The sequence below is a fragment of the Chryseobacterium sp. BGA-UO-ETr-SB22 genome, assembly GCF_059567885.1.
Window position 1 is genome coordinate 704,127 of sequence record NZ_JCAQOV010000004.1, and the last position, 25,184, is coordinate 729,310.

A 25,184-nucleotide genomic window follows, 5' to 3' on the forward strand; every position below is an offset into this window, starting at 1 on the left:
TGGTTTAAATTGTCCTTGCGGCACTTGTTTTTAATTTTGCAGAGACAAATAAATTCTCTGGTTCTTACTGATCGTTGTACCTTCCAGAGGGAACTGTTCTTTAATTCGTCCCACTCCTTTATAGTCGACACGGTATCCTAAGTTTTCCAATTGCGGAATAATATTCTTACCGATTAACCCTACTACATTAGGCATTTGCTTATCATTCACTGCTACTTTTACATTGGGTTCAACCATTTTACTCAGGTTTACCTTTTTGTCTACAAGCATTTCTTTTTCAATATTCTGAGGTGTTTTCAGGAATGTTTTACCTGCTATTTCCTTAAATACCGGTGCTGAAACAGGTCCTCCATAAAACCCTATTGATGTATTGGGTTCACTTATCATTACATAACAGGTGTATTTTGGAGCGTCTGCGGGATAAAATCCGGCGAATGATGCTCTATACTTCATAGGACCGGGCAGCCAGTATTCAAATCTTGCGGTTCCGGTTTTACCTGCCATTTTAAGATTCGGGGTAAAAATGCTTCGTCCTGTTCCTTTTTCTACAGCTTTGGTTAAAGCACTGGTCATCATTTTGATAGCCTTTTCTGATGCCATTTTGTTTACCATTACCTCAGGTTTCGCGCCATACATCATCTTTCCGTCTTTCATGATTTTATCAATGAATAAAGGCTTAAGCATCTTACCACCATTAGCAATTCCGTTATAGAAAGTAGTTAATTGAAGCAGGTTGATATTGGAAGAGTATCCATAAGAAATAGAAGCCAGTGTTGCGGCATTCCATCTTTTATTCTGTGGAGTTACGATTTTCGGTTTTGTAATTCCCGGGAGTTCGATATCCATTTTGTCGAATAATTTCCAACGTTTCAGGTGATCAAGGAAAATCTGTGGCTTCTCTGCATAATATTTTGTAATCAGCTTTGACGTTCCTACGTTACTGGACTTCGCCAAAACATCACTGATATCATAAGTTCCTCCGCCGTGGCCGTCAGAAATTCTCTGTTTGGCATATACCCAGACACCGTTTCCTACATTTACGGTTGTGTTTTCATCAATGAAACCGTCATCCATTGCTGCTAAAAGCGAAATGGTTTTAAAAGTGGATCCCGGCTCAATATTATCTTTTAGGGCGTAGTTGTAAGCGTCTTCATAATCTCCTGATTCTGTCCTTCTTAAGTTGACAAGAGCCCGTACTTTTCCTGTTTCAACCTCCATTACAATTACGGTGCCGTGTTTTGCCTCGAAATGGATCAGTTGTTTCTCCAGAGCAGAGTGTGCAATGTCTTGAATTCTAAGGTCTAAGGTGGTGTAAACATCTTCTCCGTCTACCGGTTCTTTAACTTTCCAGAAGTCGATTGGTTTCCATTGTGAAGAATTGATTCTCTGCTCAAGTCTTTTTCCGTCTGTTCCAGTTAAATATTTTGAGAAAGCACCTTCCAGTCCGGACTTAAGCTCACCATTATCCATACCAATGGTTCCTGCTCCGATTTCTGATGTGGCCAATTCTCTTTTATAGTTTCGGTCAACAATAAATCCCCCTTTGTTTTTTCCTCTTTTGAAGATCGGGAACTTTCTGATTCTGTCGTATTGGTCAAAATCAAGGCCCTTTGCCAAAGTGTAGTATTGGTTTTTCTTTTTCTTCTGTTCGTCAAACTTCTGTCTGAATTCTCCTCTGGATTTTCCGAACATTTTGCTCAAAGAATCAGTCAGTGCTCCGATGTTGTTGGAGTACACCGTATCTTTCATCGTTTTGAAGTCAAGATAGATGTCATACCGCATTACTGTGGTGGCGAGAATAGAGCCATCAGACGCAAAAAGGTTACCACGGGCAGCCTTTAAAGTAGCTTCGCGATAGTTTTTATTAATGTAATCGTCTTTGATTTCCTGAACATTCGTATTCTGAAGAATTACGATCCTTGCCAAGAACATTACAAACACGCACAAAGCTACCACTGCAAAGAGGTAGCCCCATCGTAACGTTTTCTTACGTTTGTTATCGTATTCATTTTGCTTTTGCATCTGTACTGTCCAGTTTTATTAGCAATTTGTGAGGGTGGTTTTCCAGGGTCATCAATGAGTCCCGGGCGACCTCTTTCCCCAGCTCTGATTCCATTTTTACTTTGATCAGCTTACTCTGGGCGTAAGCATTTCGTGATTTGTATTCTTCTGTTTCCTCCTTTAAGGTGTTGACAATTTTAATTTTCTTATTGACGAGATGGTTGGTATAAATCATGGCCATCATTAATATAAACAACAGGAGAAAATACTTGTAATGTATTTTGATCTCATCACGATTCAGAAAGTTTCCTTTTATAATATCTATAAAAGTGAGTCTTTTCTGGGGGCGATTTGTTGTTCTTTTTGCCAAAGCTTTATTTATAATTAATGATAAAAGATAATTGATATCGCTTATCACTTATGATTGATCATTTATACTTTTATTCCTGTTCTCATTTTGGCACTTCTTGCTCTTGAGTTTTCTTCGATTTCCTGATTGTCAGGAATGATCGCTTTACTCTTTATCAATTCGAATACCTTTTTATAATTTCCGTAGATATCTCTTTGCGGTTCTCCCTCGAACATTCCGTTTTTCAGGAATCTTTTTACCAAACGGTCTTCTAAAGAGTGGTAAGAAATAACGACTAATCTTCCTTCCGGTTTTAAAACATTGTAAGCCTGAACAAGCATTTCTTTTAATGCTTCAAGCTCCTGATTAACCTCAATTCTTATCGCCTGAAAAAGCTGGGCATAAAATTTATTTACCTTATGAGGCGGAATGTAGCTGAAAAGCTTTTTCAAATCCTCAGTAGTATCTATACTTTTTGTTTTTCTGTGATGAACAATTTCTCTTGCCAGCTTTCTCGCTTCTCTTAATTCTCCATAGTGATAGAAAATGTCTGCAAGTTCGCTTTCTTCATATTCATTGATCACTCTTTTGGCATCAAGGTTCTGCATTACATTCATCCTCATATCCAAAGGAGCATTGCTTCTTGTGGAGAAACCTCTGTCTGCTTCATCAAACTGGTGTGAAGAAACACCCAGGTCGGCCAAAACACCATCTACCTGAGGAGCTCCGTACATCAATAATGAGTTTTCCAAAAATCTGAAATTCTGATTAACTAATGTAAATCTAGGATCATCAATTGTATTTTTAAGTGCATCCAGATCCTGGTCAAAGCTGAACAATCTTCCTTTGTCAGAAAGTCTGCTCAAAATCTCCCTGGAGTGGCCTCCGCCTCCAAAGGTGCAGTCCACATATATTCCGTCAGGATTCGTCACCAAATCATCTACACTCTGCTTCAACAAAACGGGGTTATGATACATGCTTAATTGTGTTTTTTATTTAATAATAATCAATTAATAACCTACAGTTATTCTTCATCGAAAGAGCCCATCACATCTTCAGCAAGACTTGCAAAATCAGTTTCGTTGGTTGAGATGACCTTTTCATAGGCTTCTTTATCCCAAATTTCGAAGAGCTCTCCCGCGCTGGTAATCACAATATCTTTGTGAAGATTTGCGAAATTCGTCAGGTCTTTAGAGATCTGTAATCTTCCCGCATTATCCAATTCTACTGTCTTTACTCCTGCCGTAAACATTCGTATGAAATCAGCATTCTTTTTTATGAACCTGTTCAGTTTATTAATTTTGCCCATCAGTTTGTCCCATGCGTTCATAGGGTAAACTTCCAGACAAGGTTGGAACACGGATCTTTTGACTACAAACGTCTTATCGTCGAAGTCTTCCATCTGCTTAATTAAAGATGAAGGAACTTTTAAGCGGCCTTTATCGTCAATTTTACACTCATATGTTCCAATGAAATTTTTCATTTGGGACAAATTTATATAATAATTTCCAAAATTTCCCACTTTTTCCCACTTTTTGACTCAATGTTAATAAGTTTTATTAGAGATTGAATTTCAATAATGTAAAATACTGATATAAAGGAGGTTGTTGGAAGTGTTATTTAGCCCATAATAAAGCGATTTTGAAAAAAAAAGTTAAAAAGGAGAATATTATATTATTTTTATCTTAAATTAGGATAATCAAAATTTTTTTGAGGTTTAATTTGTATTTTTGCAGGGCTTTATTAAGGCGTTTTATGATATTTAGTACAAAAAAAGAAAAGAAATATTCCTATGTAGAAGCGGGAGAAGGACATCCATTAGTGCTGTTGCACGGGTTAATGGGTGGTTTGAGTAATTTCGATAAAATGGTAGATTTTTTTTCGGAGAGAGGCTTCAAAGTATATGTTCCTCAGCTGCCGATCTATGATCTGCCGGTACTCAATACGAATCTTACCACTATTGCAAAATATATTATCAAGTTTATAGAAAGTCATATTTCAGGTCCGGTTACCATTATGGGAAACTCAATGGGAGGGCATGTAGGGCTTATCTTGACTTTAGCAAGACCAGATTTGGTGAAAAATCTTGTGCTTACAGGAAGTTCCGGATTATATGAAAGAACTTTCGGGGACAGTTTTCCAAGGAAAAATGACCGATCTTATATCAGAAAGAAAACGGAAGAAGTTTTCTATGATCCAAAGATTGCGACAGAGGATCTTGTAGATGAAGTTTTCGGGGTGGTAAATGACAGAATGAAAGGAATAAAAACAGTAATGCTGGCAAGAAGTGCCATCAAACACAATATGCTGAACGATCTTCCGAAGATTTTGACCCCTACGTGTCTGATCTGGGGGAGACAGGATAATGTAACTCCTCCGGAAGTGGCAGAGGATATGCATAAGTTTATTCCTAATTCGGATTTATTCTGGATAGACCATTGCGGCCATGCTGCCATGATGGAAAAACCAGATGAATTCAATGAAATCCTGTACAACTGGATAAAAGATAAAGTTTAATAAATAACATATAAAATGACCATTAAGAGCTTTTCTTAATGGTTTATTTTTCTAAAATACATTCAAAAATGATTATCAAGACAGCAGAGTTTGTAAAGAGCAGCGGAAAATGGCAGGAATGCCCTGAACCCAATATTCCTGAATATGCTTTTATAGGGAGGTCAAACGTAGGAAAGTCATCATTGATCAATGCCATGATGAATCATAAAGATTTGGCTAAAACGTCTGGGACTCCAGGAAAAACTCAGCTGATCAATCATTTTTTGGTGAATGAAAACTGGTATCTTACCGATTTACCGGGCTATGGGTATGCAAAGGTTTCAAAAGTTCAGCGAAAGGATTTTGAAAAACTGATTACGAACTATATTCTGAACAGAAGAAATCTGGTGAACCTTTTTGTTTTGGTAGATTCAAGACACAATCCGCAGAAAATTGACCTGGAATTTATCCAATGGTGCGGGGAAAGCGGCATCCCTTTTTCAATTGTATTTACAAAGGCTGATAAACTAAAGCCGAATGTTGCCATTAAAAATGTTGAAGATTACAAAACTGAACTTCATAAAACCTGGGAAGACCTTCCTGAATTATATCTTACCTCGGCAGAGAAGAAAGAGGGTGGAGATAAAATTCTTGATTTTATCCAAAAGACCAATGAGTTTTTGACAAATAATAATATAAGCTTCGATGAGTAATATTGTCTGGAAAATCAAAACGTTTGATGAGTTTACCGTTCCGGAATTATATTCGGTACTGAAAGCCCGTATAGATGTTTTTGTTATTGAACAGAATTGTCCTTATCCTGATCTGGATAATTATGATCAGAAAGCAGTTCATATCTGGGCTGAAGAAGACGGACAGGTGCTTGCCTATTGCCGTGTTTTTGATAAAGGAATAAAATATGATGAAACTTCTTTTGGCAGAGTTCTGACTACGGAGCAGGCAAGAGGAAAAAGCCTTGGAAAACAGCTGATACAATACGCTGTAGAAACCATAGAAAATCGTTTTCATACTTCTGAAATTAAAATATCTGCGCAGGATTACCTGTTAAGATTTTACAGTGGATTCGGATTTGTAGATACGGGGAATAAATATCTGGAAGATGATATTCCGCATACGGAAATGATAAGAAAATAAATAAAAGCGAGGAAATTTAATTCTTCGCTTTTTTAATAGTTAAATATATTGAGTGTGTTTTTTATTTCCCTGAAATCGCTTTTAAGATTATCGGTTCTAGGTTGGAGGGAAGATCAGCGGATTTGATCTGATACTTTTTAATTTTCATTTCTTTAAACCAATTTTCCCAGTATTCTTTAATAACGGCTTCTTCGAAAGGATTCCCTTTTTCTGGATTGATTCCTAAAACAATGACTTCGAGATTACTCAGATTTTCATTTGCTTTTACAAAGCCATATCCATTTTTTTCAATAGTATCTTTAAAACCAGATGTGGTTAAGTCATTAGTTTTTATAAGCTTGGTTGTTAAATAAGAAGTTCTATATGAGCTTTCATTTTTTTCTTCAAACTTAGTATTTTGATGATACATATAACCGTCGGTCAAAATGAAAAGGATGTTTCTACGATCATCTTTTATGCAATAATCTTTCACTTTGTTTTTGAAGAATTCCCAGATATCTGAACCTACATATTTGCCATCTTTTATTGCTGATTGATAAATATTTAGAGGTAATTCCGAATATTTTTTGTCAACGGAATCAAAATAACTTCTTGGAATATCCTTATTGAAAGAAACTTTCAGCTCCTTTGTGAGTTCATTCATTTTCGGGTCTGAGGGCTCCGGGTTGAAGAAAACCTGCATCTGATCATCATAAGTGATAATTCTTTTTGATTTAATATGATTTAAAAATCCTTTCTCAATGGTCTTGATATATTCTGTATCCCTTTGGTAATATTCCATTGTAGGATTTGGATTGGTGTTAGGATCAATCCTGTCGGATAAATCAATCAAAATACTGACATTGATATTGTTTGAGTCAACAACAATAGAATCCTTATTTCCTGTGATTGTTTTGTCATCTTTGTCTTTGCAACAGGAAACCAAAGAAATGATCATTAATAAATAAAGTAATTTTTTCATAATCTGTGATATTATAAAGATGATAAATACACTAAGTTTTGATTGTCGGAATTAGCACCCACAGTTTCCAGATTGGTATTGTAAGTGGCAATGCAGTCGTCAATCATCGTTTGTTTTTCTGTTCTTGATACGGCTATTTTTTCACCAATAAAAGTGACCCAGCCCTGAACATATTCCGAAGCATACAATTTGTAATCTTTGGTTGGAATAATAACTCCGTCAATAATATTTTGAAGTTCTTCGATTCTTCCTCGTGTTTTGATAACAGTTTCCTTTATTGTTCCGATACTGGCAAGAATCTCTTCAATTTCTCTTTTCAAAACACTAATCTTTTCCTGAAAGAATTCAACCCTTTTCTGTCTGATTTCCTGTTCGTTCCTGATCTTGTCTTTTTCACGGTGCTCTTTCATAACAAAATCAAAAACCAGCCCCCAAATAATATATACAATGAAACCTGCGAAAATAATTCCCCAAAACTGAATTTTGGTAAAAGCTATTTTGATATCGAATGGTGGAGACTCAAAGGTTTTATTGAGTTCATATAATTTTGATTCAATTTCGTAGGCTAAAATGCAGTCGAAAATGAATGTTACGATAAATAATAATCCCAGCTTGATATAATTGGCTCTTGTTTTATTCTCCCAAAACATATGAATCAAATAGCCCAGTCCAAGGAATACAAACGGAATCAGGGTAACAAATGCTCCTTCAATAACTCCTTCATTCCAGGCCTTACTGAAAGCTTGTGCATCTAAAACACTTTGGATAATTGTACTTTTTGCATCAAAACTTTTGAAAAAAGCCGAATAAGAAGTTGAAATGTAAAATGTTCCTAAATATAAAGTGATAGGAAACAAAAGAAAAAGCCCGATCCAGAATTTTGCAGAAGCTCCTCTTGTTGCTTTTACATTGTGCTTTTCTGGGTTTCTGGGAAGGTCAAGAATTTCAGCTTTTAAATTTTCAATTGTATGTTGATGGTTTTCTACTTCTGCGTTTTTATTTTTTAATTGTTCTTCTTTGGTTTCCTGTGAAACAATTAATGCTTTAATCTCTGTTTCCCGGTTTTTTTGTTCGTTAATGTAAGATTCTTTAAGCTTTTGCTGTTTTTCTACCATTTCTTTTTCTTCGTTCTGAAATTTCGAATAAACTGCATCCAGACATATGGACAGAGTAGAGTGGTTTCCACTGGTTCGCGAGCTGTCTCTGTAACCGGACTCGTGATAGGTTCTTTTTCTGCTTTCTTCTAAAGATTCATCGGTTGCATCGATTTCATTTTTGGGTAGCTGTTCCTGTTGGGGTTCTATCGGAACAGATTTTAGTTTAAATAAATTTTTTATACTGATGGTATCCATGATGAGTTAGTTTTTTAATTCATATAAAATTTCGCTTTTATTCTTTCCAATTTTTACGGCTTCAATAAGATAATCTACAATGGCCGTTACATTTTCTTCCAAAAAGCCAAACATCAAAACGTATTTTTGCATCGCAATATATTCGTTGGGAGAAACAATACCGTCTGCCCAGATCATTACAGTAAGATCATAGAGGTAATCTACTTTTTCCTCAATAGTTTGTGGCATGAATGATTTTAAATTGATAGGATTTAAAAGGATTTCGTCTAGGTTTTTGGATGGAATTCCCCTTTCTTCTGCACATTTGTAAAGCATTTTCAATTCCAATGCGCTGAAATCATCATCACAGATGGCCATTTGATACAACCGTAAAAAATGAGCTTTGAGATTTTCAGTTATTTGATTGTTTTCCATAATGGTTATTCTTCTTTTGGTATTTTTGGATTAATGATTCTGTCTCTTGAAACAGTTCTTTGGTGGATGGGAGCAGATTGTTCTATGGTTTCTTCAGTAATTTCTTCTTCCTTTTTTTGTTCTTTTCTTTCTACGAAATTGATCAGCAGAAATAAAATTCCTGTAATGACATCAATCGGTATCCAAACGCTTTTCCGATATAAATAAAAAGGAAAAATGGGATTGAAAAGAATGAGAATGATTAGAAATAGTATACTGAAATAATGTTGTCTAGAGCTTAAAGTATTGTATAAAACCAATAAAGCTCCAATGGAAACAAGAATTCTGAGAAAAGTATAATATTCTATAGGAAGTTTGAAAATACCAGCGAAACAACATACCGCACAGAAGGTGAGAAATGGTTTCATAATGTTTGTTTAAAATCCTGTTTTGAGATTATATTTATAATTAAAACGGCTTTCAGACATAAAAATAAAGACGAAGAAGTCGACAAATGCTATTAATGCAGGAATGAAGGTCCAGCAAAAGACCAGATACAGTATTCCCATGACATTTTGGCCTAAGTAAAATCTGTGAATGCCTAATCCTCCAAGGAAAAATGCAAGTAGAGTGGTGGTAGATTTTGATTTCATAATTTAGACTCTAGATAAGATTTCGTTCTTTTTTACTTCAAATTCCTCAGGAGAAATTATTCCACTTTCTTTTAGACCTTTTAGTTTCTGCAACAGTGCAAAAGGATCTTCACTCTCAATCATTAGTGGCTCTTTTTCCTGATAAAATTGTTGTGGTTGTGTAATAATTGGGGTTGCATTATTCACAATAACACCTCCTGCAGAGGCTCTCAATGTTTCAAGATTTTTTTCTCGTCTGAGCCCCCGCATTTTTTCTTCTACTTCCTGTGCAAACTGATACAGCTTTCTGGCTTGTTTTTTAGGGAGATAATCCATCATATTGGTAAGACTGTTTGTTGTTCTCATGATAAATGTAGCACCCACAATTCCTTCCTTGATATGACAATCAGCTATATCAACCCAGTTGTAATCTTGAAAATCCATTGATAAACCGAAGGTTTTCGGCCTGCAGAAAATGATTCTTCTATTGGTTAGAGCAATACAATCTGGTGATAAATTGATTACAGGTTTCTTCTGAACAGCTATATATTCTACAACTTCTTGTGAGGTAAGAAGACTGTTGATTCTTCCTAAAAGCTTTTCAACAGCTTGAGGATCTTGTTCTTCATTTAAAAATTTCTTTAAGTTCATATTATTTTGTTTTTGATTATTTTATGTCTTTATTGAATATATATCCTTTTTTCCCACTTGATTTAACTTGTACTTTGTACCATGAGCCTTCTGTTGCCAGCTTTATCAATTTGGTATCTCTAGGTACCGCTGCTAATATTTTAGACTTAAATGTGGGCTTTTCATAAATATTGATGCTTTCGAGTCCTGCAATGTATCTGTTATTAGAATTAAGGTTTACATTTACGTTATCAATAAATACTTTTGGTGGTTTACTGGATTTTGCTTTTGAGGATTTATAAGAATCAGAAGGATTGTGTTTTTCAGACTTATTTTTTTTACTGGATCTCCCTGATGATGAACTCTTTCCGGAAGAGCCTCCTCCACAAACTCCACACGTTCCACCACCACTGCAATGTCCGCATCTTGAGCAATTGGAGCATGCAGTGCAATAGGCAGACCCCGTGCATCTTCCGCCGTGTCCTACATTGTCATTGGCTTTAAAACAAGAATTTAAAAGAAATAGGCTGAATATCAGTATTATGAAAGATATTAAAGTTCTCATGGTTATTTATTTTTTAGGTATAGTTTTCCAATGTCAGATGAAGCTGATTTCTGTAATTGTAGATTTCATCAAGAGTATTCAATAAAATCTTTTCTCCTGCTTCTTTTCCGTTGTGGAAAGTCTCCAGATATTTGTTGGTTGTATTAAAATGCAATCTGCAAAGTGGCTTTCTGTTGTTATCATCTAATAAAATCCCGAAATAGGAAAGAGTATCTCTGTAAGCAATTCTTGAAGATGGAATTTTCTCCCTTAGAATGGCTTTTACAATTTGAAAACCTTCGAGCTCTTCCTCTGTAGTTACAATTTTAGAATCATTATTTTCATCAATGGGTTGTGATGTTTTTACTTCATCTTCCCTTTTTTCAATTTGTTCATTAATGCTCAATGCTGACTTTAACCGGAAGCTGATGGATTCATTAATAGAAGTCGTTAAAGCTTTTTTAGCATATTCTTTGAAAGAAGCCATTCTGTTTGCTGTTAAGGGTTTTTCAAAGAAACGATTCACCAGAAGTTTTACCAGTTCGTCAGACGGGTTTTCGATTTCTTTTTCGAATTCTTTTCTGATGGCTTTGATGTACTTTAATGCCTCTGCAGAATCAAGAATACTTTCCAGGTTATAATCTTTCTTTGTGAAACTTTCCAGAATTTTAATAGAACTGTCTTTTAGATCCTCAATATTAATGGTGAAGAACGGTTTTTCATCCATAATATTCGGTTTTTCAAGATCCGTATAAAAGTTATACACAATCCCATTGGTCAAAACTCCGAATCTCGTTTTAGAAACATGATAATACCTGTGAAGCTGCGAATTGTGAGCATCTGCACTTTCTTTCCAGTGTTTACATTCAATAATGAAGATGGGTTCATCATTATTTTTGATCACATAATCCACTTTTTCTCCTTTCTTAGTTCCAATATCACAAACGTGCTCCGGTACTACTTCAGTAGGATTGAAAATATCATAACCAAGGATTTGTATGAAAGGCATTACAAAGGCGTTTTTTGTAGCTTCTTCTGTTCCTATCTTGTCTTTAAGACCGATTACTTTCTGATACAGCTGCTCAAGTTTAATTTTAAGATCCATAGTTTTTAGTTTTTTAACGTTTCATCAACGATTTCTGCTGCCGGAGCATTTGATTTTACGGAAGCAATACCGTTTTCCATTCCAGATTTGGAACTGTACATTTGACTGTTTCCAATAATTTCACCATTTCTTGCTTTTAAAACGAAATAATCTTTTCCGTTTTTTGCAACTCTTCTGTCGTATCTTGAAAGATCCTGTGAATTAACTTTTACTGACTCTATTCCTTTCTGGCAGGATGCTTTCTGAACATATCCTTCGCTGGTTAGAATAATTTCACCGTTTCCGGCTTTCAGATTGAACTGATATTCTTTGTTAACTCTTTGAGTGATTATGAATTTTCCCATGATTAGCTTTTCTTATTTAACTTGTATGACATGCATTTGAACAATAGTAACACCCGTTGATATTGTTTCTTTGAATTGGAAATCGTCTTTTCGCTTCATTTACTGCTTCCTGACAAGTATAAAAACTGCCTAAATAAATTCTATTTTCAGAAGATGGTAAAAATTGGCATGAGCTTTCATGCACTTCATAGTCTCCATTTGACTGCTGATTTTTATTAAGGTAATATTCCTTTTTCATAATAAAAATTGTTTATTGTTTAACAGTCCAAAAATATGAGCATTAAATTTTGGTCCGTTACGGGTTTCCGTAAAATGGGGAAAAAATAAAAAAACCTTTCAAAAAAATTGAAAGGTTGTAAGTGAAATGAATTATGTTTTATATGATCCCGATGTCCTTGCAGAAGGCTACCAGCTGCTCATTGCTGTTTATTTGAAGGTCTTCTTTCAGGCTATTTAATCTTTTTTCCACACTGCTCAGGCTGGCTGGCTTAATGTTTCTTTCTTCTAGATGTATAGGAATATTTTTCTGTAAGATTCCTTTGGAAAGAAGGGAGACGAGGGTGATGTCAAATGTAGAAAATTCATAGCTGTTGAACTTTTTCATATCTTCCTTCAGATCAAAAGATAAATAATTTTCCCCGATGTATACAGCTGCAATAGATTTTTTCAAATCTTTTGAATCGTTTCTTGCTTTACGAACGAAACCATTAATTTGGTAATCTGAGAAAAGATTTTCTATGACTCCCGTTTTATGTTCGGCCGAGAATACAATGATCTTCAAATCAGGCTGTATCTCCTTTGCTTTTCTGATGAGGTCTTTTCCATCTTTAAGTTTCTGCTCGTGATGATCATCTTCATAATACAAATCTGTAATCAAGAGGTCATAAGAATACTCTTCCCGTAATGCTTTCTGAATTTTTCCTATAGCATCATCACAGTAATATACATAATCTACCGTTGGTATATTCAGTTCTTCAAGGGTTTTCTGAACGGAAATGTTGATGCTTTCATGATCTTCGGCAATTAAAATTTTTTTGAACATGGTTATACGGTTTAATTTTAAAAATAGGTTAAGACCTCAAAAGTATATTCATTTATTTTTTCATCATTACGGTTTCACGTAAAGCGTAAGAAAAAATGACCTTTTCAGCAGAGATCATCAGATCAGGCCAATATCTTTGCAGATCACAATCATCTCAATATTGTTTTTTGCACCGAGACTATCCCTAAGTTCATTCAATCTTTTTTCAATAGATCTGATGCCATAAGGTGTCATTCGATGTTCTTTCAGATAGGTACTTATTTCACTTTGTTTTAGTCCTTTGGCAAGCATCTCAAGTAATTTCATATCATACATGTTAAACTCAGAAGAAACATGGCGCATCGTATTCAGAACTTCTTGTGGAATGACGATTTCTCCATTAAAAATTCTTCGTATTGCACTTTTCAGGTCTTTTCCATCATGCCTTGCCTTGCTTACAAATCCGTTAATTTGATATAACTTGTAAAGATCATCAATTGCTTTAGCTTTCTTTTCTACTGAAAATACCACTACTTTTAATCCGGGCTGAACTTTTTTTGCTTCAAAGATAAGCTCCTGTCCGGAACGAAGCTTCTGGGAAATATGGTCTTTGTCAAACGACAGATCAGCGATAAGCAATTCATAAGGACGCTCTATTTCCAAAGCTTTTTTGATTCTGCCTAAAGCTTCATCACAATATGTTACATATTCAAAATCAGGGATGTTTAATTCTTTTATTGTATTCAGGATTCCCTGGTTCATTATTTCCTGATCTTCGACGATTAAAACTTTTTTGAACATGGTTTTATGTTTAGGAGATAGGGAAAGAAAGATTTACTTTCAGCCCTTTTTCAATTTTCGTGTCAAAAGTAATCGTTCCGTTAATTGCCTCAATGCGGGATGCCGTATTGCGTAACCCATTTTTATATACAAGATCACCGGAAATTCCTATCCCATTGTCTTTGTATTGAATTTCAACCATATTGTTTATTTTTTCAAACTTCACGGCCACATGGCTGGCATGGCTGTGTTTTTTCATATTCACCATCAGTTCGCGAAGCATTTGGTAAACTTCCTCTTTTACTGTAGCAGAAATGGATTCCCAAATTTCAGGACTGTTTCCAGCTGTAAAAGTCTTTACCGTTTCATTATTAAAAGAAGCAATAAGTTCTGAAATTACTTTACTGAATTCTTTTTCTTCTCCAATTTTATCATAGGATATATCCCTGGATTTTTCATACACAAATTCCAGTTCGTCTAGCGCTTTATTCCGGTCGAAATCTTCCTGGTTTTCAATCTTTGTCATCACCTGGTAAATCCCATTGGCAACTACATCATGAACCTTTTTAGACATTTTAAGCTGGGTGTTTTTAACTTCGATTTCTTTTTCTTGTTTTAATTTTAATTGTCTTCTTCTGTAACCAATTATAATAAATATGATTGCAACAATTAATATCACTACTCCAATCAAAAGTTTTAGAATATTATTATCCTTTTCTACATTTTCTCTTTTTAGTTTTTCAGAATCATATCTTTCTAAAGCAAATTGACTTTTAGACTTATTTCTGGCTGTTTCTAAGCTATCCTTCAAATTTTGATATTGCCTGAAAGTTGTTTTTATATTTTCAGGTTTTTCTAATTGTATTATTTTTTGGAGGGCTTCTAATTTATCATCAGGGCTATTGTTAACTGAAGCGGTCTGGAACATTTTTTTTGCATAAAAAAGAGCTTTTGTTGGATCGCGATTCTCAAAGTATTCAGTTAAGTGAGAAAAACTGGCATTTAGTCCATCGGTATCTTTTATGCTTTCTCGTATATGTAGGGCTTTGTTCAGTTCATATTCGGCATTATATTTAGAATTTTGTTGAAATTTTGCAAAGGCAAGGTTATCATAAACTTTAGAGAAAATGACAGAGTCTTTATCGATATTAGAAGAGGATAAAATTTTGTTGTAAATATTAATTGCCTTATCGTAATCTCTCAAATATACAAATGAAACGGCCTTATTATTAAGAAGAGTGAATCGTTCAATAGGATTTTGAGCATATAGTGCAGCCTGGGTGTAAAATTCTGCAGCTCTTTTATAATCTTTTAATTTTTGGCAAGAAACACCAAGGTTATTGTAATTGGAAACAAGTTCTACCGAATCCTTTTTTGTATCTAAAAATTTAATAGCTGATAAAGCTGTTTCTTGCGCTCCATAGAAATCTCCTGCTTCACATTGGATTACTCCCATAAATACTAAACAATTTCCAGCATAAGAAGGATATCCTTTTTGAATAAAATCATCTTTTGCCTTATTTAAATATTTAAATGCACTGTCTTTTTTTGATGCCTCTAAATAATCATAACCCTTATCGTAATTTATTCGATCGGTTACTGATGGTTTTTTTCTTGAGCAAGAAAATAGAAGGAATAATATTAATAGAAAAGTTATATGAGTTTTCAATGGTTTTTTTTCAAATTTAATAAAAAAAGCGAAAGATAATTCTTTCGCTTTCTTTGTTATTTTCTTGGAGGTATGATTTGTCCTGTTTCACCTCCTGTATCGCTTCCCCCACTTTCCCCTGTAGATCCTCCTGGATCTGAAGCACCACTTTGAGGTTGAACGGTTTCAGTAGTTGGGTTATTATCATTTGCTGTTGTTGCATTTGCTGTATTGTTTGAGAATGCTAAACCTAATAGCATTAAAATAAATTGGATCATTTTTCAAAAAATTTATTGTTAAAGCATTCGTATTCTTCCCTGCGAAGCAGATCGCAGACAGTGTTATACGGTAAAAAAAAATTGAAGCGCTTCTAAATTTTTTGGGAAGTGAACCTTCAAAAACGGAGGAGAAACATCTGCTTCCCAACCCGGAGTTTTCCTCCGTTTTATCTGGTGATTTTTGAAATCAGGATTTTGATTTTCTTTTTATTTTTTGTCCCTGATTTCTTTTACAAATATCCGATAGTGCGTTGTCTTATGTAAGACAGCGAGTGGACAAGCAAAACCTTGTAAAATGCTGTTTTTTACGGGAAACCGCAATTGTAATGTCTAAAATGTGTCTAATTTGGACAGCATATTAATCCATTATGGAAATTGTATGTTTGAGAAAAGAAAATTGCTCATAAAAGCAGCATATAAAACCGCAAAAAAAGAACTTGGAATTGAAACAGACAGTTATAGTACTGTATTCGATTTTTTAAGTCAGAAGCTAGAGGAGAAATTTGAGTCTTCCAAAGATGGAAGAACTTTTGTGAGATATTATAAGAGATTGATAAATGAAAATGAAGACTATCCTATTGACGCTATTACTTTAGACCAATTAAGTTGGTATGTGGGCTATGATAATTTTCAAGATTTTTCTGAGAATTATATAATTAGAAGAGATCATGGAGAGACTCAGATAGAAATGAGAATTGGAAATGATGAAGATTCTTTGTCAGAAAGGCTTTCTAGAATAATTATAAACATTACGAACACACCTGTTTTTAATGTTCCGCAGATGGCAAAAAACGGAATGGGAATAGGTGTGATTGTCTTAGTTTTATTTGCAAGTTTAAATGGTGGTTTAAAAATGCCTGGGAAAGATAATCAATGTATGTATTGGGACGGAGATGAATATAAACTAACATCTTGTGATGATAAAAATCCCAAGCATCAGTTATTACCAGCTGATACTGTCAAACTAAAATATTTTAAGAGAATTACCAGACCAGATACCTTGACAGTAGAAAACGGATTAGGTAATTCATGGTATACAAAATATGATAATGCGGTAGAGTTTTTTACAATGGATGGAATAAACCCTGGTAATGGTAAAAGTTTGAGAGATGCAACGAGACATATGATCTTAACTTATGGTAAAGGAGAATGATCTTCCTTCACAATTATTTAAAATTCAATTAAAACAATTCCACAGCAATTCGCTTAATTTCGTGTTATTTTAAGATGAGCAAAGGAATATTCGCCCTATTATTTTTTGTATTTGCCCTTTTTCAGGCGCAAAAACCTGTACAGATTGCTTTTCTATCCGACATACATTTCCAGGATTTGTATGGAAGTTTTTCGGATCATGATTTTAAAGGAATTATGAATCCTAAAACGGGAAAACCCACGATCCTGAGAACGATGGATTCTCAGTTGCATTCCACAAGAATTTTCAATGAGAACTATTTTGCATTTCTTAAAGCACTAGATGATATTGCGGCCAATGGAATTAAAATTGTAGCCATGCCCGGTGATTTTTCCGATGATGGGCAGGCTTATAACCTTCGCGGGCTTCATACAATTTTAGAACAGTATCACCAGAAATATGGGATTAATTTTTACCTGACAACAGGAAACCACGATCCAGTTGGACCATTCAGAAACGATGGAGGGAAGGATGATTTTCTTGGGAAGAATGGAAAGCCGCTTGGAATTTACAGTAAGGAGAATATTGGAAAATCAACGGATAAAGTGATTACAAAAGATATTGCAGAGTCCGGATATCTTGAAATTTTGAATGAATTGAAAGATTTTGGTTTTTATCCTAAAAAAGAAGACCTGTACTGGAGTACCCCTTTTGATCATGGCTCATTTAAAGATTATTCTTACGAAAAAGGGTTGAGGCTGGCAGGCTATTCCAAAAGAATGTATGAAGTAGCCAAAGGTTTTTCTGTTCCGGATTTAAGTTATGTTGTTGAGCCCGTGAAGGATGTCTGGATGATTGCTATTGATGGCAATACCTATGTTCCGAAAAATATCAGCGAAAACCCTGAGAATGCATCTAATTATAAAGGAGCAAGCATTGGTTATAATAGTGTACTGATCAACAAACAGCATTTGATACAATGGGTAAGGAAGGTTGCTGATGAAGCAAAGAAAAACAACAAAACTCTGATTGCATTTACCCATTATCCGATGATTGATTTCAATGATGGGGCAACCAGCGAAATTAAAAACCTGTTGGGGGAAAAAAAATGGCAGTTGGAACGTGTCCCTCAGGAAGAAGTCGCAAAAGTGTTTGCTGAATCAGGTTTGCAGATTCATTTTGCAGGACATATGCACATTAATGATACAGGAATCAGAAAAATGGATGAGGGTGTTTTGGTAAACGTTCAGGTTCCGTCATTGGCGGCTTATCTACCCGCTTATAAAATTTTGACCATACAGTCTCCCGATAGGATGGAAGTAGAAACCGAAGTTGTAAATGATGTTCCGCGGTTTGATGAATTGTTTCCTTTATATGAAAAAGAATATGAAACTTTACAGCATGATACAGCCAAAATACTTTGGAATAAAGACATTTTAAAAACAAAATCCTACCATGATTTTATGCTTTTTCATTTAAAAGAATTGGTTCGGCTAAGAATGATTCCCGATGACTGGCCAGTAGATTTTATTGATAAAACTAAAAATTTAAATGGAGAAGGTCTCCTGCTGCTTATTCAAAATAAAGATCAGCTCAAAGAAAAAAGAATAAGGCCCGAATCCTTTAAAAAATGGTCTTTTGATGACTTGCTGTTGGATTTATATAAATTTCAATCTGCAGATGAGCTGGCGAAAAGAGATATTCCCAAAGAAAGGCTAGAGCAGTATCAGATATTGGAGAAACTATATCAGGAGAATGACCCGAAAGACAACTTATTTATTAAGCAATTGCAATCTGTTTTTAAAATCCTTTCACTGCTTTCTAACGGAGATCCGGCAGATCATTTTGAAATAGATTTGAAAAAGAAGGAAATAATAAAGTTATAATACTTCATAACCCTCCATTTGGATTCAATGAGATATTTGTGGCATTTGTGAAAAGAATTAGTGTTTAAACAAAAGAAAGGCTGTCCATGGACAGCCTCCTCAATTATAAATCTAACAGCAAAACAGGACTACTTTCCTGTCAAAGGATTCTTTCTTTCATAAGTGTTGTTGTCAAAACTTACCTTATAATTAGACTTAAATAGTTTGCTGGGATAATAATAATCCGTTGTAATGATCTGTGCACCACTTTCCTTTGCTTTTTCAAACCTTGAATAATCTTCGCTTCGGGCTTCCATTGTATCTGCATCAGCTCTGGTACGGATGATATATCCTTTTTTTACCAGGTCTTTGATCATTGTATCATCTTTCTTCGGTTCATTCATGAACAAAACAGCCGATTCAGGAGTTCCCGGTGCAGAATTTGTGAAAATCATCCTGCCTTTCAATGAAGGATGATCTTTGGCGTACAGATCTCTGTTTTCTCCGTTATTATCCATTACAAAAAGGAATTTTCCCTTTACGTCTTTTACTTTCGGCCAGTTTTTCTTTACAACGGCTTCGTTCAGCGTTTTATAAGATCCTCTGATATCATCAGGTGTAATAATTTTCTCTTTTCCGAGGTACTTTTTCAGTTCATTGTCCAGATCATCAAAAAGTGGACTTGTATAATGCTCCGGTTCGGTTCCGAATTGATTGGCCTTTCCATCTTTAGGTTCGAGCGTTATAAAAACAGGATCGTGATCAGGATGTTTGTCAGACCATTTTTTCAAATCCTTCAGACATTCTTCCAGGGTATAATACCATGTCTGATAATCAATATCTGTAATGTGAATCATTTTGTAACCCGGTTTTTTCATTTTTCCTTCAGGATCAAAAGATTCGTTGGTCTTTACAAGATCAAGAATTTTAGGATGGGCATATTTTCCTCCCTTACTGTCTGCATAGACATCAATTTCCAGATTTCTAAGTCCAAGATCCAGCTGCTCAGGAATAGGAATGTGTTCATATTGAATCTTCGGTAAAGAGTTCTGAGTGTCTTTTTGTAACAAATAAGCGTAAACTTCAGGCAGAATGGCTTTTTTATAAGAATTGTGGGAGCCAATAACCTGAATTTCATTGATTTTTAATTCATCAAATTGCCGAGATTGTGACCAAAACAGGTTGAATGAAGATAAACAGATTCCAAGAAAAACAGCCTTTTTCATTTCGATACATTTTACATGCAAAATTAAGGAGTCTTTGTTGGGATGATTTATATATTATGTTAAGTAATTTTTAAAATTTTGTGAATATTGAAAAAATAGAGGCGTATAAATATTTGATATATAGTGAGTTTGTAATATCTCAAATTGAGATATTTATATTTTGTTGACCTTAAGATAATATTATGTTAAAATAGATTTGTGGTAGATCCTTTTACTTTGTATGCCGAAATAAAAACTAACCGTTGCCTGAAAAGAAAACCACTGTTGCGGGAACAACAGCGGCTTTTTGATAAGCAATGTAACGTCTTGCAATTACTTTACTTATTGATATGTACCACAAAATTAATTTTTTTAAGTTTAAAAAGTTAATCCCGATTGCATTAATTTTTTTGGTGGCCCACCAAGCTGATGCTAAAGGATTTACTTCAAACTATCCTGTGTTTTCGCAGGTAAACGAAACCATTTCCGGAAATGTAACAGATCAGAACGGATCAGCGGTAGAAGGCGCAAAAGTCACGGTTGTAGAAACCGGAGATACTGTTTCTACCGATGCATTGGGGAATTTTTCAATTTCGGCCAATATCGGGCAGACCTTATCCATTTCTTATGACGGACATGGAGAGCAGATGGTGAAAATTTCCAGTACTTCGGTTTCCGTAAAATTAGAATCAAAAAAAGGTTCAACTTCCATTGAAGAGGTAACTCTGGTAGGATACGGTTCTCAGAAAAAATCTGATTTAACGGGAGCGGTAAGCCAGCTGAAAGCCGAAAACTTCAAAGAAGGAATGAATATTTCCGTGGATAACCTGATGCAGGGAAAAATCGCCGGTGTCCGTATCGTTCAGTCGAGTGGGGAACCTGGAGCAGGAGTAAATGTCTCCATCAGAGGTATCGGTTCCATCCGAAGCGGAAGTACACCTTTATTCGTTGTAGACGGCATTCCTCTGAATAATGATCCTGTAAGTGCACAAAGTCCAAATGTAGGACTTGGGAATACAACCGCAAAGAATCCGCTTAACTTTTTGAATACAAGTGACATCGAATCCATTACGGTTTTGAAAGATGCTTCTGCTGCGGCCATTTATGGGGCGAGAGGTTCAAACGGGGTAGTTTTGGTAACAACAAAAAGAGGGAAGAAGGGAGAGCCAATGTTTACGTATGATACGTATCTGGGCTTTTCTTCAGTGATTAAGAAATTAGACTTAATGACTGCGGATCAATACAGAGCTGCAGGCATAGATAAATCTTATGACCATGGCGGAAATACAGACTGGCAGGACGAAATCTACAGGAATGCCGTTTCATCCAATCATTCCGTTTCATTCTCAAAAGCTACAGAAACAGGAAATTATTTTGCTTCTCTTTCTCATATGGACCAGGATGGTATTGTCCTGAACAGCAGTTTTAAAAGAACTACAGCCCGTCTGAATGCTGAAGAGTCTTTCTTTGATAACAAAAGACTAAAGGTTAAGTTAAATCTTACTGCCAGTGATATCAGAGAAACAGGAATTCCAAACGGAGGAAATGCCGGGTCTGACGGGCAGCTTATTATCCATGCTTTAATGGCGAATCCTACGCGTTCTGTCTATGATCAAAACGGAAATTATACCAATTTCAATATGAACGCTCACTACAATCCATTGTATTTATTGAGTGTTTACGAAGATAAAACGAATACTTTCAGAGTATTAGGAAATACTGAGGCAACGCTGAGAATTTTACCAGGATTGAATTATAAATTTAATTTAGGGGTTGACAGAAGTTTATCGGAAAGAAATACAACCATGTTCCCGAACATTACAGACAGAAGCCCGAAAGGAATCTATTCACAGGCCAATCTGGATTCTTATAATATTCTTTTGGAGCATTATTTAACCTATGATCTTAGTTTAAAAAGGCATAATTTCAGCGTATTAGGAGGTTTTTCTTATCAGAAATTTAAAGCTACTGCTACGTATCTTGGTGTAAGAAACTTTGTTAATCAGGGAGCGGGGATTTCGCCGGAAATTAACCCTGGATATTCCGGAGATGTGTTTATTCCGCAGCCGGGAACTTCTCAGGAAAATGAACTGCAGTCTTACTTCGGAAGGGTAAATTATAATTTTGATAAAAAATATTTCTTAACAGCTTCATTAAGAGCTGATGGTTCTACCCGTTTTGGAGATAACAATAAATATGGATATTTCCCATCAGTTGCTGCAGGCTGGACCATTTCAAAAGAAAACTTTCTGAAAGATGTTTCATTTATCAACGAGTTGAAACTAAGAGGGAGCTGGGGAGAAACCGGAAATCAGGAAGTTCTCAACAAAATTACAAAAGCAAGTTATCTGTTATCACAAAGTGCAGGATATTATTTATATGATAACTTAAATCTGATCAATGGAGTTCAGGTGGTGAGAACACCCAATCCTAATCTGAAGTGGGAAATTGTAGCACAAACGAATGTTGGTTTGGATTTCAGCCTATTCAGTAATAAATTATACGGTTCATTGGAATATTATAACAAGACAACCAAAAACCCAATATTGTTTATTCCTTCCACTCCGTTAAGTCCTACAGATTTTGTCTGGCTGAATGCTGACGGAAAGATCGTTAATAAAGGTTTTGAATTCTCTTTAGGTTCAGAAATTATTAAAAACGAAAACTTTACATGGAATCTTGATATCAATGGAGCTACAGTAAATAATGTGGTGAAAGATCTTCCGGTTTCAGGAATTAATTCCGGTGAAGTTTCAGGGCCAGGACTCTCAGGCGTTACCGCCAATATCTACAGAAACGGGTATGAAGCAGGATCTTTCTACATGTACAATTACTTAGGAATTGATGCCAACGGAAAATATATATATGAAGATTTGAACGGAGACGGAAAGATTGACCCGAATGACAGAAAGATTTTCGAAGGTGCTATTCCTAACTTCACTTTCGGGATCAATTCTTATATGAAATACAAGAAGTTTGATTTTGCATTCTCTTTCATTGGTCAAACGGGAGGGTACTTAGTAAATAACACTGCGTTGGATTTGAATATCAACAATTTAGCTTCAGACAGAAACGTATTGAAGAAATATTATGATTCAGGGGCAAGCTTTGCCAATCAGCCGCAGTTATCTTCTTTATATCTTGAAAAATCAGACTTTATTCGTTTAAGCAATGTAAGACTAGGGTATACTTTTGACATGAATCAATTGAAATTTTTGAAAAGTATCAATCTGTATGTAAGTGCACAGAATCTATTGACCATTACCAGTTATTCTGGTTACGATCCGCTTGTTGACACCAACAAGCAAGTGCAGGGAAATCAGTCGTTGGGAATTGATTACACAACCTATCCGTCTGCAAAAACGTTCATTTTGGGAGCTACTATTAAGTTTTAATTTAAGTTAAAAGAAAACATGAAATCTAAATTTTTAAATCTAAATAAAATCGTTTTGTCCATCGCGGTGATGTCTTTAGTGGGATGTACGAATCTGGATGAAAAAGTAATTGATGAGGTAATGGGAACTGAAAACGCAGATCCTGAAGCTTCTCTTGCTGCTGCTTACGGACAACTTGGCGACGGAACTTTTGTAGACCATGGAAGTGTGTTTGCGTTACAGGAATATTCTACTGATGAAGCCCTATTACCAACAAGAGGAAGTGACTGGGGAGATGGTGGAAAATGGAGAGCGATGCACGAATTTACCTGGGACGCCAATAATGATGTGGTAAAAAATACCTGGAATCAGTTGAATTCAGGAATTACGAAATCCATATTTGCTATAGGAAGTATCAACAAGAGTAACATCAATAATAAGACTTTATTTTTGGCAGAAGCAAAAGGGTTATTGGCGTTTTATACGTATACAACAATCGATTTGTATGGGCAGGCTCCTTACAGAGATCCTGATAACTTAAACGCTCCCATTCAGATCAGAAAGGCGGAATCTACCATTGATGCTTTAATTACTGAAGTGGAAGGTCTTATCCCAAACTTAGCAGATATTAAAACCCAGAATACCCACGCAGGAAGGTTTACAAAACAGGCAGCGTATGCGTTATTGGCTGATATGTATCTAAACAGAGCTGTTTTAAAAAACAAGACAGCAGGTACTTTTAACTTCAAGGAACAGGCTGTAAGTGGAGGAGGGAATGATATGGATATGGTGATCAAGTATTCTGATATGTTGATTAATGGAGGCTTTTTTAGCTTAGAATCAAACTACTTTCACAATTTTGATATCAATAACGATACAAGTAAGGAAATGATTTTTACCATTGTCCAGAAAAAGAATTCAAACAGAAATGCTGATAATGACCTGGCGTATATGTCTATGGAAAGAATCCAGAAACCTTCGCCGGATAACAGAGGAACCAATGCATCTTGCGTTACACCGGAATTCTATTATTCATGGAACGGAAATCATGACGACCCGCGTTTTCAGAGAACCTATCAGTATGAGGATGGAACTTGGTTCAGAAATGATGGAACGGATGTGAGTGTACCGTCAACAAGTAAAGTGGAAGGAACGGGAAAACCATGGTTTCACTTCAACAGAGGATTGCAGGTTGGTCAGCAATATGGACCTAAAATTCTTGCCAGTGGTAATTTTGACCTGACTTCGGACGGAAGAATTAAAGTCTATAAATTATTCACCGAAAAAAACACAACGCTTGCCGCAGATTTTACTCCGGAACTTAATTTTGACAATCCTTCAGAAGCGGTATTTACACAGGCTCAGATCAACAGAGGGGTAAGAAACTTCAAATTTGAGTTCGATCCCGGTTACGGAAACAACGGAACAAGCGGAATGGATGTTCCATTATACAGGCTTGGAACGATCTATATGATGAGAGCAGAAGCTTTTTTCAGAAACGGAAACGTATCTGGAGCTTTGGCTGATGTTAACAGATTAAGAACAAGCAGAACGAATGATGCTTTAAAGAACAATGCTCCAGGAGTTGCGCTTGCTTCTCTGGATGCTAATACACTTTTTAAAGAATCAGGATACGAATTGTATTGGGAAATGTACAGAAGAAAGGCGATGATCAGGTTTGAAAAATTTGATCTGCCGGGAACTGCCAAAGCAGCTACCCAGCCTTACAGAAGAATCTTCCCGATTCCTCAGGCAACCCTTGATGCCTCAAAAGATTTTAGTCAAAACCCTGGATATTAGTTTTTTCATATAACAATTATTTTTGCGTAAACAAGAAGCGAAGAGATTTCCTCTTCGCTTCTGTTATTTTATATCGGTTTGTAGCCATTCGGTTGATATCAATAGGAACGGACTTTAGT

At 35.5% G+C, this 25,184-nt stretch carries 25 protein-coding genes; 7 read left to right on the forward strand and 18 right to left on the reverse strand.

Annotation, left to right across the window (positions count from 1 at the left end; genetic code table 11):
* Positions 1-30 precede the first annotated feature (30 nt).
* From AC57AW_RS07015 to mraZ, 4 genes are all read right to left on the reverse strand, one after another.
* A complete protein-coding gene (locus AC57AW_RS07015) occupies positions 31-2,022 on the reverse strand; it encodes a penicillin-binding transpeptidase domain-containing protein (protein ID WP_496351319.1) in 1,992 nt (663 codons plus the stop codon).
* Positions 2,006-2,371: an FtsL-like putative cell division protein gene (locus AC57AW_RS07020; protein WP_318847764.1), complete on the reverse strand. Its 366-nt coding sequence runs from the start codon at positions 2,369-2,371 to the stop codon at positions 2,006-2,008. The genes AC57AW_RS07015 and AC57AW_RS07020 overlap by 17 nt, the downstream gene beginning before the upstream one ends.
* 62 nt (positions 2,372-2,433) lie before the next feature.
* Positions 2,434-3,327 carry a 16S rRNA (cytosine(1402)-N(4))-methyltransferase RsmH gene (gene rsmH / locus AC57AW_RS07025; RefSeq protein WP_318847765.1) on the reverse strand — a complete coding sequence of 298 codons (894 nt, stop codon included), beginning with the start codon at positions 3,325-3,327 and terminating at the stop codon, positions 2,434-2,436.
* 47 nt (positions 3,328-3,374) lie between these two features.
* The gene (gene mraZ, locus AC57AW_RS07030) at positions 3,375-3,833 is read right to left on the reverse strand and encodes a division/cell wall cluster transcriptional repressor MraZ (protein WP_496351320.1); all 459 of its coding nucleotides are present in this window, start codon (positions 3,831-3,833) and stop codon (positions 3,375-3,377) included.
* A 272-nt stretch (positions 3,834-4,105) separates the two neighbouring features.
* On the opposite strand from mraZ, the gene AC57AW_RS07035 reads away from it, so the two are divergent.
* From AC57AW_RS07035 to AC57AW_RS07045, 3 genes are all read left to right on the forward strand, one after another.
* Entirely contained in the window at positions 4,106-4,867 is a 762-nt protein-coding gene (locus AC57AW_RS07035; RefSeq protein ID WP_318847767.1) for an alpha/beta fold hydrolase, read from the forward strand.
* 68 nt (positions 4,868-4,935) lie between these two features.
* Positions 4,936-5,559: a ribosome biogenesis GTP-binding protein YihA/YsxC gene (gene yihA, locus AC57AW_RS07040; RefSeq protein ID WP_318847768.1), complete on the forward strand. Its 624-nt coding sequence runs from the start codon at positions 4,936-4,938 to the stop codon at positions 5,557-5,559.
* Positions 5,552-6,001 carry a GNAT family N-acetyltransferase gene (locus AC57AW_RS07045; protein WP_047379976.1) on the forward strand — a complete coding sequence of 150 codons (450 nt, stop codon included), beginning with the start codon at positions 5,552-5,554 and terminating at the stop codon, positions 5,999-6,001. The genes yihA and AC57AW_RS07045 overlap by 8 nt, the downstream gene beginning before the upstream one ends.
* A 61-nt stretch (positions 6,002-6,062) precedes the next feature.
* Here AC57AW_RS07045 and AC57AW_RS07050 read toward each other — a convergent pair whose 3' ends face one another.
* The 13 genes from AC57AW_RS07050 to AC57AW_RS07110 form a co-directional block, all read right to left on the reverse strand.
* Entirely contained in the window at positions 6,063-6,962 is a 900-nt protein-coding gene (locus AC57AW_RS07050) for a hypothetical protein (protein ID WP_496351321.1), read from the reverse strand.
* A gap of 11 nt (positions 6,963-6,973) precedes the next feature.
* Positions 6,974-8,314 carry a beta-carotene 15,15'-monooxygenase gene (locus tag AC57AW_RS07055; RefSeq protein ID WP_496351322.1) on the reverse strand — a complete coding sequence of 447 codons (1,341 nt, stop codon included), beginning with the start codon at positions 8,312-8,314 and terminating at the stop codon, positions 6,974-6,976.
* Between the two features lie 6 nt (positions 8,315-8,320).
* Entirely contained in the window at positions 8,321-8,728 is a 408-nt protein-coding gene (locus AC57AW_RS07060) for a hypothetical protein (RefSeq protein WP_496351323.1), read from the reverse strand.
* 5 nt (positions 8,729-8,733) lie between these two features.
* The gene (locus tag AC57AW_RS07065; RefSeq protein ID WP_496351324.1) at positions 8,734-9,135 is read right to left on the reverse strand and encodes a DUF6804 family protein; all 402 of its coding nucleotides are present in this window, start codon (positions 9,133-9,135) and stop codon (positions 8,734-8,736) included.
* Positions 9,136-9,144: 9 nt separating this feature from the next.
* Positions 9,145-9,360 (reverse strand): TM2 domain-containing protein, encoded by a 216-nt coding sequence (locus tag AC57AW_RS07070; RefSeq protein WP_496351325.1) that lies wholly within the window; start codon positions 9,358-9,360, stop codon positions 9,145-9,147.
* Between the two features lie 3 nt (positions 9,361-9,363).
* On the reverse strand, positions 9,364-9,990 hold the full coding sequence (locus AC57AW_RS07075) for a PH domain-containing protein (RefSeq protein ID WP_496351326.1): 627 nt from the start codon (positions 9,988-9,990) through the stop codon (positions 9,364-9,366).
* A gap of 16 nt (positions 9,991-10,006) precedes the next feature.
* Positions 10,007-10,534, reverse strand: coding sequence for an SH3 domain-containing protein (locus tag AC57AW_RS07080; RefSeq protein WP_496351327.1), 528 nt, complete (start codon positions 10,532-10,534; stop codon positions 10,007-10,009).
* A gap of 13 nt (positions 10,535-10,547) precedes the next feature.
* Complete coding sequence (locus AC57AW_RS07085; protein ID WP_496351328.1) at positions 10,548-11,618, reverse strand: type I restriction endonuclease; 1,071 nt, start codon at positions 11,616-11,618, stop codon at positions 10,548-10,550.
* Between the two features lie 5 nt (positions 11,619-11,623).
* Entirely contained in the window at positions 11,624-11,962 is a 339-nt protein-coding gene (locus tag AC57AW_RS07090; RefSeq protein ID WP_318847778.1) for a YegP family protein, read from the reverse strand.
* Positions 11,963-12,338: 376 nt separating this feature from the next.
* On the reverse strand, positions 12,339-13,004 hold the full coding sequence (locus tag AC57AW_RS07095; RefSeq protein WP_318847779.1) for a response regulator: 666 nt from the start codon (positions 13,002-13,004) through the stop codon (positions 12,339-12,341).
* Between the two features lie 117 nt (positions 13,005-13,121).
* Complete coding sequence (locus AC57AW_RS07100) at positions 13,122-13,784, reverse strand: DUF5932 domain-containing protein (RefSeq protein ID WP_318847780.1); 663 nt, start codon at positions 13,782-13,784, stop codon at positions 13,122-13,124.
* 10 nt (positions 13,785-13,794) lie between these two features.
* Positions 13,795-15,432 (reverse strand): tetratricopeptide repeat-containing sensor histidine kinase, encoded by a 1,638-nt coding sequence (locus tag AC57AW_RS07105; RefSeq protein ID WP_496351329.1) that lies wholly within the window; start codon positions 15,430-15,432, stop codon positions 13,795-13,797.
* A 56-nt stretch (positions 15,433-15,488) separates the two neighbouring features.
* Positions 15,489-15,689, reverse strand: coding sequence for a hypothetical protein (locus AC57AW_RS07110; RefSeq protein ID WP_318847782.1), 201 nt, complete (start codon positions 15,687-15,689; stop codon positions 15,489-15,491).
* A 346-nt stretch (positions 15,690-16,035) separates the two neighbouring features.
* On the opposite strand from AC57AW_RS07110, the gene AC57AW_RS07115 reads away from it, so the two are divergent.
* Positions 16,036-16,842, forward strand: coding sequence for a hypothetical protein (locus AC57AW_RS07115; RefSeq protein ID WP_318847783.1), 807 nt, complete (start codon positions 16,036-16,038; stop codon positions 16,840-16,842).
* Between the two features lie 74 nt (positions 16,843-16,916).
* Positions 16,917-18,707, forward strand: coding sequence for a metallophosphoesterase family protein (locus tag AC57AW_RS07120; protein ID WP_496351330.1), 1,791 nt, complete (start codon positions 16,917-16,919; stop codon positions 18,705-18,707).
* A 128-nt stretch (positions 18,708-18,835) separates the two neighbouring features.
* Here the strand turns inward: AC57AW_RS07120 and AC57AW_RS07125 are convergent, their stop codons facing one another.
* The gene (locus tag AC57AW_RS07125) at positions 18,836-19,912 is read right to left on the reverse strand and encodes a phosphatidylinositol-specific phospholipase C1-like protein (protein ID WP_496351331.1); all 1,077 of its coding nucleotides are present in this window, start codon (positions 19,910-19,912) and stop codon (positions 18,836-18,838) included.
* A gap of 329 nt (positions 19,913-20,241) precedes the next feature.
* Here AC57AW_RS07125 and AC57AW_RS07130 point away from each other — a divergent pair, with 329 nt between their 5' ends.
* Positions 20,242-23,286 carry a SusC/RagA family TonB-linked outer membrane protein gene (locus tag AC57AW_RS07130; RefSeq protein WP_496351332.1) on the forward strand — a complete coding sequence of 1,015 codons (3,045 nt, stop codon included), beginning with the start codon at positions 20,242-20,244 and terminating at the stop codon, positions 23,284-23,286.
* A gap of 18 nt (positions 23,287-23,304) precedes the next feature.
* Entirely contained in the window at positions 23,305-25,065 is a 1,761-nt protein-coding gene (locus tag AC57AW_RS07135) for a RagB/SusD family nutrient uptake outer membrane protein (protein ID WP_496351333.1), read from the forward strand.
* Positions 25,066-25,184: the final 119 nt, after the last annotated feature.

Coding starts and splice junctions, on each gene's coding strand:
- AC57AW_RS07015 (WP_496351319.1), bottom strand. CDS start 2,022: ATGCAAAAGCAAAATGAATACGATAACAAACGTAAGAAAACGTTACGA.
- rsmH (WP_318847765.1), bottom strand. CDS start 3,327: ATGTATCATAACCCCGTTTTGTTGAAGCAGAGTGTAGATGATTTGGTG.
- mraZ (WP_496351320.1), bottom strand. CDS start 3,833: ATGAAAAATTTCATTGGAACATATGAGTGTAAAATTGACGATAAAGGC.
- AC57AW_RS07035 (WP_318847767.1), top strand. CDS start 4,106: ATGATATTTAGTACAAAAAAAGAAAAGAAATATTCCTATGTAGAAGCG.
- yihA (WP_318847768.1), top strand. CDS start 4,936: ATGATTATCAAGACAGCAGAGTTTGTAAAGAGCAGCGGAAAATGGCAG.
- AC57AW_RS07045 (WP_047379976.1), top strand. CDS start 5,552: ATGAGTAATATTGTCTGGAAAATCAAAACGTTTGATGAGTTTACCGTT.
- AC57AW_RS07050 (WP_496351321.1), bottom strand. CDS start 6,962: ATGAAAAAATTACTTTATTTATTAATGATCATTTCTTTGGTTTCCTGT.
- AC57AW_RS07055 (WP_496351322.1), bottom strand. CDS start 8,314: ATGGATACCATCAGTATAAAAAATTTATTTAAACTAAAATCTGTTCCG.
- AC57AW_RS07060 (WP_496351323.1), bottom strand. CDS start 8,728: ATGGAAAACAATCAAATAACTGAAAATCTCAAAGCTCATTTTTTACGG.
- AC57AW_RS07065 (WP_496351324.1), bottom strand. CDS start 9,135: ATGAAACCATTTCTCACCTTCTGTGCGGTATGTTGTTTCGCTGGTATT.
- AC57AW_RS07070 (WP_496351325.1), bottom strand. CDS start 9,360: ATGAAATCAAAATCTACCACCACTCTACTTGCATTTTTCCTTGGAGGA.
- AC57AW_RS07075 (WP_496351326.1), bottom strand. CDS start 9,990: ATGAACTTAAAGAAATTTTTAAATGAAGAACAAGATCCTCAAGCTGTT.
- AC57AW_RS07080 (WP_496351327.1), bottom strand. CDS start 10,534: ATGAGAACTTTAATATCTTTCATAATACTGATATTCAGCCTATTTCTT.
- AC57AW_RS07085 (WP_496351328.1), bottom strand. CDS start 11,618: ATGGATCTTAAAATTAAACTTGAGCAGCTGTATCAGAAAGTAATCGGT.
- AC57AW_RS07090 (WP_318847778.1), bottom strand. CDS start 11,962: ATGGGAAAATTCATAATCACTCAAAGAGTTAACAAAGAATATCAGTTC.
- AC57AW_RS07095 (WP_318847779.1), bottom strand. CDS start 13,004: ATGTTCAAAAAAATTTTAATTGCCGAAGATCATGAAAGCATCAACATT.
- AC57AW_RS07100 (WP_318847780.1), bottom strand. CDS start 13,784: ATGTTCAAAAAAGTTTTAATCGTCGAAGATCAGGAAATAATGAACCAG.
- AC57AW_RS07110 (WP_318847782.1), bottom strand. CDS start 15,689: ATGATCCAATTTATTTTAATGCTATTAGGTTTAGCATTCTCAAACAAT.
- AC57AW_RS07120 (WP_496351330.1), top strand. CDS start 16,917: ATGAGCAAAGGAATATTCGCCCTATTATTTTTTGTATTTGCCCTTTTT.
- AC57AW_RS07125 (WP_496351331.1), bottom strand. CDS start 19,912: ATGAAAAAGGCTGTTTTTCTTGGAATCTGTTTATCTTCATTCAACCTG.
- AC57AW_RS07130 (WP_496351332.1), top strand. CDS start 20,242: ATGTACCACAAAATTAATTTTTTTAAGTTTAAAAAGTTAATCCCGATT.
- AC57AW_RS07135 (WP_496351333.1), top strand. CDS start 23,305: ATGAAATCTAAATTTTTAAATCTAAATAAAATCGTTTTGTCCATCGCG.